The 12,626-nt window shown below is 68.5% G+C and carries 9 protein-coding genes and 1 tRNA gene; 8 read left to right on the plus strand and 2 right to left on the minus strand.

The window, feature by feature from the left end:
• Nucleotides 1-106: 106 nt before the first annotated feature.
• Complete coding sequence (locus tag D2E24_RS02555; RefSeq protein ID WP_125967768.1) at nt 107-1,117, minus strand: DsbA family protein; 1,011 nt, start codon at nt 1,115-1,117, stop codon at nt 107-109.
• 149 nt (nt 1,118-1,266) lie between these two features.
• Here D2E24_RS02555 and D2E24_RS02560 point away from each other — a divergent pair.
• From D2E24_RS02560 to D2E24_RS02575, 4 genes are all read left to right on the plus strand, one after another.
• A tRNA-Arg gene (locus tag D2E24_RS02560) sits at nt 1,267-1,340 on the plus strand.
• Nucleotides 1,341-1,631: 291 nt separating this feature from the next.
• Nucleotides 1,632-2,417: an ABC transporter ATP-binding protein gene (locus D2E24_RS02565; protein ID WP_241222817.1), complete on the plus strand. Its 786-nt coding sequence runs from the start codon at nt 1,632-1,634 to the stop codon at nt 2,415-2,417.
• On the plus strand, nt 2,414-3,748 hold the full coding sequence (locus D2E24_RS02570; RefSeq protein ID WP_125967769.1) for a COG1361 family protein: 1,335 nt from the start codon (nt 2,414-2,416) through the stop codon (nt 3,746-3,748). Before D2E24_RS02565 ends, D2E24_RS02570 begins: the two co-directional genes overlap by 4 nt.
• Entirely contained in the window at nt 3,745-5,187 is a 1,443-nt protein-coding gene (locus D2E24_RS02575; RefSeq protein WP_125967770.1) for an ABC transporter permease, read from the plus strand. The genes D2E24_RS02570 and D2E24_RS02575 overlap by 4 nt, the downstream gene beginning before the upstream one ends.
• Before the next feature lie 107 nt (nt 5,188-5,294).
• Here the strand turns inward: D2E24_RS02575 and D2E24_RS02580 are convergent, their stop codons facing one another.
• Nucleotides 5,295-7,247, minus strand: a complete 1,953-nt coding sequence (locus D2E24_RS02580) for a 1-deoxy-D-xylulose-5-phosphate synthase (RefSeq protein ID WP_125967821.1) — start codon at nt 7,245-7,247, stop codon at nt 5,295-5,297.
• A 205-nt stretch (nt 7,248-7,452) separates the two neighbouring features.
• Between D2E24_RS02580 and D2E24_RS02585 the strand changes: the two genes are divergently transcribed.
• From D2E24_RS02585 to D2E24_RS02600, 4 genes are all read left to right on the plus strand, one after another.
• Nucleotides 7,453-8,442 (plus strand): zinc-binding dehydrogenase, encoded by a 990-nt coding sequence (locus D2E24_RS02585; RefSeq protein ID WP_125967771.1) that lies wholly within the window; start codon nt 7,453-7,455, stop codon nt 8,440-8,442.
• A 98-nt stretch (nt 8,443-8,540) separates the two neighbouring features.
• On the plus strand, nt 8,541-9,038 hold the full coding sequence (gene purE, locus D2E24_RS02590; RefSeq protein WP_125967772.1) for a 5-(carboxyamino)imidazole ribonucleotide mutase: 498 nt from the start codon (nt 8,541-8,543) through the stop codon (nt 9,036-9,038).
• On the plus strand, nt 9,022-10,179 hold the full coding sequence (gene purK / locus D2E24_RS02595; protein WP_125967773.1) for a 5-(carboxyamino)imidazole ribonucleotide synthase: 1,158 nt from the start codon (nt 9,022-9,024) through the stop codon (nt 10,177-10,179). The genes purE and purK overlap by 17 nt, the downstream gene beginning before the upstream one ends.
• A 596-nt stretch (nt 10,180-10,775) precedes the next feature.
• A complete protein-coding gene (locus tag D2E24_RS02600) occupies nt 10,776-12,581 on the plus strand; it encodes a UvrD-helicase domain-containing protein (RefSeq protein ID WP_241222818.1) in 1,806 nt (601 codons plus the stop codon).
• The last annotated feature ends 45 nt before the right edge of the window (nt 12,582-12,626 follow it).

Genomic DNA, 12,626 nt, shown 5'->3' on the forward strand with positions numbered 1-12,626 from the left:
CGCCGCGCCGATCATGAATTGAGATGGCGGCATGACGAAAGCCCCCGCGGAGAGCATCCGCGGGGGCTTTCGTCATATCATCCGGACGTCTGGCCACTGTCCGGCGTCAGAGTTCGAGCGGTTTGCCGTCGGCGCCGATTGACGGCTTGACGGACGCGTTGCCGACCTTGGACGCGTCGATGCCGAGCGCCTTGAGGAAGCCGTCGGCGAACGACATACCGGCCTTGGACGGGGTGCCGGTCGCCCAGTACGTGCCATTGATCGTCAGCGTGGGGGAGGAGAAGCCGCTGCTGCCCGGCGCGTACAGTTCGGTGCGGCGGATCGTGTAGCTGTCGGCGGCCTTGAGCCACGTCTTGTACGGGGTGGTGCCGTCGAACGCCTTGCCGGCGACCTCCTCGCTCACGTCGGCGGCGATGGCCTGCTCGCGCAGCTGGTCGTCGCTGACCGACACGTAGTCGTCCAGCTCGCCCGGCTGGAAATCCTCGGCGTAGATGTTCGCCAGATAGCCGAGCAGATGGTCGGGGTCCGGGTCGTTCTCGAGAATCGTGACAGCGCCGTTGAACGCGCGCGTCGAATACAGGTCGCTGGTCTTCTCGCCGTCCTTGACGACGGTGCTCTTGTTGTCCTGGAACGTCATGAAATGCAGTTCGAGGTTGAGCTGGCCGGCGTCGACCATCTGCTTGAGCGTGTCGTCGAGCATGCGGTGGATCGACGCGCATCCCGGGCACAGCGGCTCCATGTAGAACGCGACGGTCGGCGCGCCGTCGACCTTCGTGCCGTAGCCGTCCTTCGACACGATGACGCCGCCTTGGTCGTCGGCGTTGGCGGGCCGGTTCTCGGCCTCGTTCATCGTCTTCCTCGCGTCGGCGACGGCCTCGCTGCTGGTCTGCTCCTGTCGCTGCCGCTCCTTGACCTGCTTGGCGTGGATCGACCCGTAGATCGAGAACGCGCCGATGGCGACGAGCACGACGAGGATGCATGCGACGACCGATCCGATGATGGTCGCCTGACGGCGTTCCTTCGCCTCGCGTTCGATCCTCGCCTGCTGTGCCGCCTGCCGTTCCTCCCGGCGCTTCGCCGCGCCGCCTTGTGCCGTCCCGTTGCGCTGACCGCTCATGATGCTTCCCGTCGTTCGTATGATGTGATGCTTGCGTCTGCTTCCGTCCCTGATTATAGGGGCGGGCCCGCCGGCGCCCGCCCGCGTCCGCGCGTGGCGCGAAGGCGGACGGGCGTCGGGATGATGCTATACTGTCATCTCGTTGCCGAGGCCCCGTAGCTCAGCTGGATAGAGCAACTGACTTCTAATCTGTAGGTCGCCGGTTCGAGCCCGGCCGGGGTCACCTCAAACCCCTTGGAAACATTAGCTTCCAAGGGGTTTCCTTATTTCCGGACATTCTGTTTCATCCCTGATTCGTCCCTGAAAAACGAGGATTGAAGTGCACGTGGGGTGCACGTGGGGTGCACGGAGGATGTATGGAGGGCGGCCGCGAATCATCCGTCGGAAGGATTGCGGCGGGACGTATGATGCCGCAAGGTGGATTCCGGGTCGAGGCGATGTATGATGGGTCCGGCCCGAACCATCGACGAGAAGGGGACAGACAGTGCCGTCACCAGGGATACAGGCGCCCATCATGGCGTCCACCACGGCGCCCATGCGGCCGATGATCGAAGTGCGCGGACTGCGCAAGGAATACCCGGTCGTCGACGAGACCGTCGTGGCACTCGACAACGTGAACCTCGTCATCCCGCAGGGGCAGATCTGCTGCATCTACGGCGAATCCGGCTCCGGCAAGTCGACGCTCCTCAACCAGCTCGCCGGCATGGAGAAGCCGACCCGCGGCGGCGTGCGCATCGGCGGCACCGTCATCTCCCGCCTCGACGAACGCGAACTCGCCGCATTCCGCCAACGCCACCTCGGCTTCGTGTTCCAGTCATACAACCTGCTGCCCAACCTGACCGCATTGGAGAACGTCGCCACCCCGCTCATGTTCCGCGGCATGCCCAAGGCGCGCCGCGAGAGGATCGCACGCGGCATGCTCGCCCGCGTCGGCCTCGCCAAGCGCATCAACCACTATCCGACGCAGATGTCGGGCGGCCAGCAGCAGCGCGTCGGCATCGCGCGCGCGTTCGCCGCCCGCCCGCAGGTCGTGTTCGCCGACGAACCGACCGGCAACCTCGACTCGCGCACGAAGATCGACGTGATGGAGATGATCGTCGCGTTCGCCCGCGACTTCAACCAGACGATCGTGCTCGTCACGCACGACGACAACATGGCGCAGTACGCCGACCGCATCGTCACCCTGCTCGACGGGCGGATCATCGGCGACCAGCTGCTTCGCGCGCCCGCCGCCGGCATCGCGGCCGGCGACGCGCGCACCGCAACCCTCGACCACACCGACAGGAAGGCGAACCGATGACCAACGGGGAGAAGAAGACGACCAAGGGAAGGCTGCGCGCCGCCGCGGCCGCGTGCATCGCGGTGCCGGCGCTGCTCATCGCATGCGCCGCGCCGGCCGCATACGCGATGGCCGGCGGCACGACCGGCACCGTCACCGACGAAGACGGCACGACGACCAGCGCGCAGACGGCAGGCGCGGCGGCGGGCACGACCGACGATGCGCAGACCGCCGCGGCAGGCGGCGGCGCGCTTGCGGACCGGAACCTCGACGTCGACGCCGGCAACGGCAACGCCGCCCGCCCGGCGGTCGACGGCGACGATCCAGACACGCCCGATCCGGTCGCCGGACCAGTGCCGAACATCATCATCACGAACTTCACGTACGGCGACGGCTCCGTGGCCGCCGGCAGCGACTTCACGCTCTCGTTCACGTTCCAGAACATGGGCAAGGTCGCCGTCGACAACTTGGTCGTCACCGTCGACGGCGGCGAAAGCTTCGCGATCGCCGGCGGCACCAACACGTTCTACTTCGACTCGCTCGGCGCCGGCTGGGCCATGACCCAAAGCGTGCCGATGCAGGCGCTCTCTACCGCGACCAGCGGCGCGCAGGGCGTGACCGTGAGCTTCAAATACGAGTACGTGGACGCCGGGTCGCGCAGCTCCAGCTCGTCCGACATCAAGATCTCCGTGCCCGTCTCCCAGCCGGACCGCTTCGAACTCAAGGACCCCGTCCAGCCCGACATGCCGATGGTGGGTCAGGAGACGACCGTCACGATGGAGTACGTGAACAAGGGCAAGGGCGGCATCTCGAACGTGGAGGCGAGCATCGAGGGCGACGGCGTCGACACGACGATGCGCACCCAGTACGTCGGCAACGTCGCCTCCGGCGCGACCGGGGCGATCGGCTTCGCGTTCACGCCGCTGTCGACCGACCCGACGGACGTGACGCTGCGCATCACCTACGAGGATTCCGACGGCAAGACGCAGACCAAGGAGTTCCCGATCACGATCCAGGCGCAGGAGGCGTCCGTCGATCCCGGATTCGACGACAACATCGTCGTGCCCGACGACACCGAGCAGACCGGCGTGGCCTGGTGGGTGTGGGCGATCGTCGCCGTCGTCGCGATCGCGGCGGTCGTACTGATCGTGACGCTGGTGCGCCGCCGCAGGAAGGCGAAGCAGGCCAAGGAGGACGACGAGGACTGGGCCGACTGGGCGGTGCCGACCGCCGGTACCGCCGCGGCTGCGGGTGCGGCCGGTCCAGCCGCCGCCGACGTGCCGTCCGGCGCGGGCGAGACGACGCAGCCGATCGTCGGCCTGCCGTCCGCGGGCGATGAGGGACGCGCATGAGATTCCCCGACATCCTGCATCTGAGCGGCCAGAACCTGCTGCGACGCAAGTCGCGCACGGCGCTGACCGTGCTGGGCGTGATCGTCGGCTGCTGCTCGATCGTGCTCATGGTGTCGATCGGCGCCGGACTCAACGAGCAGAACGAACGGTTCCTCAAGCAGATGGGCGATCTGAGCATCATCACCGTGTATCCGGGCAACGGCGGCATGACCGGCGGAACCGGCACGTCGGGCGGCAGCGGCTCCGGCGGCGAATCGACGAAACTCGACGACAAGGCCGTCTCCACGATGCGTTCGATCGCCGACGTCGCCGGCGTCACGCCGCTGATGGAATACCAGTACACGGCCGACATGACCGCCGTGTCGGGCCGCTACGTGAGCAAATACGTGTCGATCATGGGCATCGACACGTCGCAGCTCGACGAGATGGGCTACACGATGCTCGACGACGGGCGCCTGCCCACCAAGAAGGGCGAGGTGCTGCTCGGCGAGTACACGGCCTACGGCTTCATGGACAAGTACCGTCCCGACGGCTCCAACACGCGCACACCGGCCGCATGGGGCGGCGGCTACGTGTGCGACGCGAACGGCAACTGCCAGGAGCAGGAGGCCGAGGACGAGGACCCGTTCTTCAACCCGCTGACCACCGAACTGACGCTCATCACCGGAGCCGAATACAACGGTTCGGACTCCCCGTCCGACCAGCAGGGCGACGTGCAGACGCTCACGCTGCGCGCCGTCGGACTGCTCAAGGAGGATTTCAACAAGGGGTACGCCACGAACGACGGCGTCATCATGGACCTGACGCAGCTCAAGGAACTGATCGCCAAGGTCGATCCGACGAGCGCGAAGAAGGACACCGAATACCAGCAGGTGCTCGTCAAGGCCGGCGACATCAAGGCCGTGTCCGACGTGGAGGAGCAGATCAAGGCGATGGGCTTCAACACGTCCTCGTACGAGCAGATGCGCGAAAGCCTCGCCGAACAGTCGCGCGGCCTGCAGCTCGCATTGGGCGGCATCGGCGGCGTCGCGTTCCTTGTGGCCGCGATCGGCATCGCCAACACGATGATCATGTCCGTGTCGGAGCGCACGCGCGAGATCGGCATCATGAAGGCGCTCGGCTGCTACGTGCGCGACATCCGCATGATGTTCCTGGGCGAAGCGGCCGCGATCGGCCTGTTCGGCGGGCTCATCGGCTGTCTGATCTCCGGATTGGGCTCATGGCTGATCAACGTGTTCTCGATGGGCGGGTTCACCGGCGACAACTGGCTCAAGGCGATCACCGGCGGCGACGACGTGACCCGCATCTCCGTGATCCCCTGGTGGCTGTTCCTCTCCGGCGTGCTCCTGTCCACCGCCGTGGGCCTGATCGCCGGCTTCGGCCCCGCGAACAAGGCCGTGCGCATCCCCGCGCTCGACGCGATCAAGAACAACCAGTAGCTGCGGTCCGCAAGAACCGTACGAACGACGACGGCCGGCCGCGGCGCACTCCGCGGCCGGCCGTTCGCATGATCCGGGATGACGCGCGATGCCGGAGACGGCTGCCGTCAGCCGCGCAGCGAGTCGCGCACGAGCGCGACGACCTGTTCGACGGTCAGGCCGTAGCGTTCGTTCAGGTCGGTGAGGGGGACGCGGTCGGTGAACTCGGTGTCGCCGCCGACGGTGCGCACGCGCACGTCGGGACGATGGTTCTGATACCAGGCGGCGACCTTCTGCCCCCAGCCGCCGTCGAGCTGCCCGTCCTCCAACGTGACGACCAGACGATGCGAATCGGCCAGCCGCTCCAGCGTCGCCTCGTCGAGCGTGGAGAAGCACAGCGGCGTGACCAGCGTCGCGTCGACGGCGGCATCGGCGGACGCACCGGCCGCATCGCCATCGGCGATGGCGGTCATGCCGCGACGCAGTGCGTCGACGACCTGCAATCCCAGCGGATACGTGTTGCCCAACGCGAGGATCGCGACGTCGGCGCCGGCATGGACGGTCCGATAGCGCGACCACGGCATGGGATCATCGTCGGAACGGCCGTCGTCGTCACCGACGCCGATGGCCGGCAGCAGGCCGGAGCGTTCGGCGGCGAGGATCGGGTCGCCGGGCACGCGGATCACGACGGGACGCTCGTTCGCGGGGCCCGTCGCCCACGCGAGCATGTCGAGGAACATGCGCTCGCCGGTGGGCGCCAGACAGGTCAGACCGGGGATGTTGGCGAACATGACGATGTCGAACGCGCCCGAATGCGTGTCGTCCGCACCCGACAGGCCGCCGCCGAAATCGAGCAGCGTCGCCGGATTCGCGTTGAGCGACAGCTCCTGCTGCAACTGGTCGAACGTGCGCTGGAAGAACGTGGCCGACGTGGCCAGCACGGGACGCCCGCCCGCCTTCGCCAGCGCGGACGCGAACGCGACCGCATGCTCCTCGGCGATGCCCGTGTCGACGTAGTGCGCGCCCGCCCGAGCACGGAACGCGCGCGTGATGCCGTTCGACCCGGGCGTGGCGGGGGAGACGACGACCAGTCCCGGCTCGTCGGCGAAACGACGCTCGAGCGCCGCCATCGCCAGCTGGCCGTAATGCTTGCGCGCGCCCAGCGGACGGCCCGCAGCCGAATCCGGATCCTGCCAATGGTTCGCCTCGCAGCGGCCCTCGCGGATGTCCATGTCCTCGGCGACGACGGCCGCATCGCCGTCGAGCCGTGCCTCGCCTCCAGTCGCGGCGGCCGTCATCGGTGACACGGCCGGCAATCCCAGCCCCTTATGCGTGTGGATGTGCACGACGACCGGATGATCGCAGTCGCGCACCTCCTCGAACGCGGCGACCAGCGCGGCCACGTCGTTGCCGTCCGCGACATACCGGTAGTCGAGGCCGAACGCGCGGAACAGATTGTCGCCGGCCGCGCCGTCCGACTCGCGCAGTCGGGCGAGCGTCGCGTACATGCCGCCGGAATCCTCGGCGATCGACATCTCGTTGTCGTTGACGACGATGATCATGTTGCCGCCCTGCTCGGCGGCGTTGTTGAGCCCCTCGAACGCGATCGCCGAACTGAGCGCCCCGTCGCCGATGACCGCGACCACGCGCTCGTCGCCGCCGCGCATGTCGCGCATCTTCGCCAGACCGCACGCCAGCGAGATCGACGTGCCCGTATGACCCAGCACGAACTGGTCATGCACGCTCTCACGCGGATTCGTGAACCCCGTCACCGCATCATGCAGCGCCGGATCGAGATACGCCTGCGCACGGCCGGTGAGCATCTTATGCGTGTAGCACTGGTGCGACACGTCGAACACGATACGGTCGCGCGGCGAATCGAACACACGATGCAGGGCCACCGTCGCCTCGACCATCCCCAGATTCGAACCGATATGACCGCCATGCGCATGGCCGAACGCGACCAGCACGCGCCGGATCTCGGCGCACAGTTCGGGAAGACGGGCGGCATCGAGCGCCTGCACGTCGGCAGGTCCGTGAATCGTAGCCAACAGTCCGCCCATAAGGTCGCCGCCTTTCATCCCGTCTTCCGATTCCAAAAGCGCAATACTAGCCCAGAGGGGAGCATCCTGCGAGGATTGGGGGAAATGCCCCCAAGTTCTCCGTATCCTCACCATACACGCCGCGGCCGCGAGCGGGGAAGCCGCCGGAGAAGTGGTTGAATGGGAGCGGAACCGCCGCATGCGCCGGCATCACCCAAGCCATCACCCAAGCAAAGGAGCATCCATGAAGGCCGTATACGCCGCAGGCATCGACCCCGCCCAACCCCTCGGCAAGCTCGCCGTCGGCGACATGCCCGAACCCGAACCCCGCCCCTACTGGTCCACCGTCACCGTCAGCGCGGCCAGCGTCAACCACCACGACATCTGGAGCCTCAAAGGCGTGGGCCTGCCCGCATCGCTCACCCCGATGATCCTCGGCACCGACGCCGCCGGCATCCTCGACGAGGACATCCCCGGCCGCGGCGGACTCAAGGCCGGCAGCGAAGTCGTCCTCTACACGTTCATCGGCACCGACGGCGCCGGAGTCCTCCCCGGCGAGCGCCGCACGATCCTGTCCGAACGCTACCCGGGCACGATGGCCGAACGCGTCGCCGTGCCCAGCGCCAACGTGTACGCCAAACCCGCCAACCTCGACATGGCCGAGGCGGCGGCGCTCGGCACCAGCTGGACCACCGCCTACTCGCTGCTGTTCACCGCAGCCAATGTCAAACCCGGCGACACGATCCTCATCCAGGGTGCCGGCGGCGGCGTGTCCACCGCGGCCATCGCGATGGCCCACGCGGCCGGACTCGAAGTGTTCGTCACATCGCGCGACGAGGGCAAGCGCGCCAGGGCGCTCGCCCTCGGCGCGGACGCCGCGTTCGAGCCGGGCGCGCGTCTGCCGCGCAAGGTGGATGCGGTCATCGAATCGGTGGGCGCGGCCACATGGGACCATTCGGTCAAGTCGGTGCGGCCGGGCGGCACAATCGCGATCTGCGGCGCGACGACGGGTGACCAGCCGGGTGCGCAACTGACGCGCGTTTTCTTCCAGGACATCCGCATCCAGGGCAACACGATGGGGTCACGCGAGGACTTCGCGCGCATGCTGCGCTTCGTGGAGCACACCGACCTGCATCCGACGATCGACTCGCGTTTCGCGCTCGCGGATGCGCCGGCCGCGTTCGCCAAGGTGCTGTCGGGCGACGTGTTCGGCAAGGTGGTACTTGAGGTCTGAGCGCGGACGGTCGCGCCTCCGGCACCGCCGGCACCGCTTTTAGGAGGCTCCGATTACACTGGGGAGGGCATTCTTTTCCCTTCCCTTCGGAGGTTCCAATGGCAGACAACAAGCCCGAAGTGGCCGTCATCATGGGTTCGGCCAGCGACTGGGAGACCATGAAGCACGCGTGCGACATGCTCGACCAGTTCGGCGTCCCGTACATCAAGCAGGTGATCTCGGCGCACCGCACGCCCGAGCTGATGGGCGAGTTCGCCCACGCGGCGCGCGCCAACGGCCTCAAGGTCATCATCGCGGGTGCGGGCGGCGCCGCCCATCTGCCGGGCATGGTCGCCGCGCAGACCACGCTGCCGGTCATCGGCGTGCCGGTGCGCTCCCACGCGCTCTCCGGCTGGGATTCGCTGCTGTCGATCGTGCAGATGCCGGGCGGCATCCCGGTGGCGACGACCGCGGTCGGCAATTCGGGCGCGACCAACGCCGGCCTGCTGGCCGTGCAGATCCTGTCCACGACCGACGAGCACCTCGCCGAGGCGCTGCAGGAATACCGCGACGGTCTCAAGGAGAAGGTGGCCCAGTCCAATGCCGAGCTTGTCTGAGGAAACGCAGGGCCGCGTCGCCCGTCTGATGCCGGGTGCGACGATCGGCATCGTCGGCGGCGGCCAGCTGGGCCGCATGATGGCCCTGTCGGCCAAGTACATGGGCTTCCGCGTCGGCGTGCTCGACCCGACGCCGGACTGCCCGACCGCGCAGGTGGGTGACTTCCAGATCGTCGCCGCCTACGACGACAAGGCCGCGATCCGCGAACTGGCGGAACGCAGCGACGTGCTCACCTACGAGTTCGAGAACGTGGACGCCGACGCGCTCGACGAGGTGCGCGGCGAGACCGCGGTGCCGCAGGGCACCGACCTGCTGCGCGTCACCCAGAACCGCATCGCGGAGAAGACGTTCATCAACGAGCATGGGATCGAGACCGCGCCGTGGCGTGCGGTGAACGACCGCGCTTCGCTGGATACGGCGCTCGAGGAGATCGGCTATCCGGCCGTGCTCAAGACGTGTGAGGGCGGCTACGACGGCCACGGCCAGATCGTGCTGCACGGTCCGGCCGACCTGGAGCGCGTGTGGGCGGACGACGGCTTCCCGCCGGCCATCCTCGAAGGGTTCGTCGACTTCGCGTTCGAGGCGTCGATCCTCGTGTCCGGAGACGGCGAGCGTTACGTGACGTTCCCGATCGTGCGCAACGTGCACCGCAACAACATCCTGCATCTGACGATCGCGCCGGCCGAAGTGCCGCAGGCGGTCGCCGACCGTGCGCACGAACTGGCCATGACGCTGGCCGCCGGCTTCCGTCTCGCCGGCACGCTCGCGATCGAACTGTTCGTGACGGACGAAGGCCGCGTCATCGTCAACGAGCTGGCGCCCCGCCCGCACAATTCCGGCCATTACACGATCGAGGCATGCTCGATCGACCAGTTCGACGCGCACATCCGCGGCATCGCCGGCTTGCCGATCGCCGAACCGAAGCTGCTCAGCCCGGCCGTCATGGCCAACGTGCTCGGCCAGCATGTCGAACCGACGCGCGCGCTCGTGGGGGAGCATCCCGAGTGGAACGTGCACGACTACGGCAAGGCCGCGGTCAAGCACGACCGCAAGATGGGCCACATCACCGTCCTGACCGACGACACGGCCGCCACGGTCGCCGCCCTGGAGGCGACCGGCTGCTGGGACGACCTCAAGTAAGGTCGCTCCGACCCGTCCGATCCGCCGGAGTCCGACGCCGTCGTCCCGTACGGCCGTTCGACCGGCATCCCAAGGTCCGCTCCGCGTATGATCGCGGGGCGGACCTTGTCGTATCCGATGACGTGCGGCGGCGCCCTCCTTGTGATGGATTCGCCCGCTGTTCGCCGTTGCCGCTCGTCGGCTACAATGGCGACGATCGCGGCCGCCGATGCGTCATCGGCGGCGGGCGCGTGCGTAAGGCCGTCGGATATCACGGGGAGGGAATCGGCGTGACATGGATTGACCGGCTGTTCTGGCTGTTCGGCGAGGACCAGGACCAGCCGTCGCCGTCGGAACGCCGGGCCGCCGAACGGCGGAAGCAGACATCTGGGGGTATGAAACGGACGCCGGGTCGCGGCGGGGAGAGGACGGCGGACCGTTCGCCGGGCCTTTCCTCCGGTCGTGGAACGGACCGTCCGTCAGCGCGTCGGTCGGACGATGCGACGGGACATGCCGGTCATCACGCGGACCGCGCCGGGAATCGTGCCGAAAACCGTACCGGGAAACAGGGCAAGGCCGAGGCCGCGGATTCCGGCGCGTCGCCCCGCCGCCAGCCGGTGTCGGCGTGCACGCCGGCCGAGGCCGCCGGCGGCGAGGCGGCGCTGGCGCGTGCGCGCGACATCATCGGACCGGTCGAAGGCCATGAACTGAGCGACGAGCAGCTCGCCGCGATCGTGGGCGCCGGGCACAACACGCTCGTCCTCGCCGGCGCCGGCACCGGCAAGACCACGACGATCAACGGGTACGTGGCGTGGCTGCTGGCCACCTGGCGCGCCCGCCCCGACGAGATCCTCGTCCTGTCGTTCACGCGCGCGTCCGCCGAGGAGATGGGCGAACGCATCCGCAACCAGACCGGCCAGCGCGTGCGCGCGACCACGTTCCACGCGCTCGGCCTCGACATCTGCCGCCGTTCCGGCGCAGCCCGGCGCGACGTCGTCGACGAGACGACGATGGGGCGCGTCATCCGCGACGCGTTCGACGGGCGCCGCCGGACGGACCCGCGTTATCGTGCGCTCGTCGTTTCGATGATGCCGTCGGGCGTACGCGACGCGTGCGCCGACACGGCGACGGGCGCCGGCGCGCCAACGGACGGGGGAGTCGAATCGTCATCCGCCGCGTCGCCCGCGATGCCGTCCGCCGCATCCCGCACCGCCGAAGCGTACGCGGGACGGCTGCTGGAGAGCGCCCGGACCGTCATCGCGCACATGCGCGCCCGCGATCTGGACGTCGCCGCCCTGCGTGCGCTCAACGAGGAGCGCGGCGGCATGGATAAGGGACGCAACCGGGACATGATCGCGCTCATCGAACCGCTGTACGACGCGTACATGCGGCACCTGCGCGACGTCGGCGGCATCGACTTCGCCGGCATGATCGGCGAGGCGGCGGCCGCGGTGCGCGCCGGCCGCTTCGACCACGGCTGGAAATACGTGCTCATCGACGAATACCAGGACATGTCGCGCCCCCGCTGCGCGCTGATCCGCGCCCTGCGCGAACGCCGCGGATTCGCCCTGTTCGCCGTGGGCGACGACTGGCAGTCGATCTACCGGTTCGCCGGCAGCGACATCCGGCTCATCCTCGACTTCGACCATGTGTGGGGCGCATGGGGGCCGACGCGCACGTTCCTCCTGACCGTCACCCGGCGTTTCGGCCAAGCGCTCATCGACGCGAGCGGATCGTTCGTGATGGCCGACCCGTCGCTCAACGTCAAGCATCTGCAGGCGGCCGCCGTGACCCGCGGACCCGCGGTCGGCGTCATAGCCGGCGACGATGCGCGCGCACGCTGCGAGGCGGTCCTCGACCGGCTGCGCAGGCTGCCGCGCCGGTCGAGCGTGATGATGCTCGGCCGCTACCGCGCCGACCTCGACCAGCTGACCCGTCATGCGCCCGCCGGCGCGTTCGTGACCGACGGGGACCGGCTGACGTTCGCCGAACGGCCCGACCTCGCGATCTCGTTCATGACGATCCACCGGTCCAAGGGTCTGCAATGCGATGTCGCGTTCCTGCTATCCTGTGCGGGCGGCGTGCGCGGATTCCCCGGCGCGGTGCGCGAGGAGCCGCTTGTGGGACTGCTGCTGCCGCAGGCCGAAGCGTATCCGTACGCCGAGGAGCGCCGGCTGTGCTATGTGGCGATGACGCGCTGCCGACGCCGGGTGTTCCTCGTGGTCGACCCGGCGCGCCCGTCGCGGTTCGTGTACGAGCTGCGCGAACGCGTCTGCCCGACGGCGTTCCGCGGCGTGAAGCTGGCCGACCGGTGTCCGTCGTGCGGCGAGGCGCTGGCCGAACGCGCCGGCTCGGGCGGCCGGCGGTTCGTCGGCTGCACCGCGTGGCCGGCATGCACGTTCACCCGCGACGCGGGGGAGTGAGATTCCGGTGTGCAGGCGCCGTCTCGTGTTCTTGGGCGGGGGTGT

The sequence above is a fragment of the Bifidobacterium samirii genome, from assembly GCF_003952945.1.
GTDB classification, from domain to species: Bacteria; Actinomycetota; Actinomycetes; order Actinomycetales; family Bifidobacteriaceae; genus Bifidobacterium; species Bifidobacterium samirii.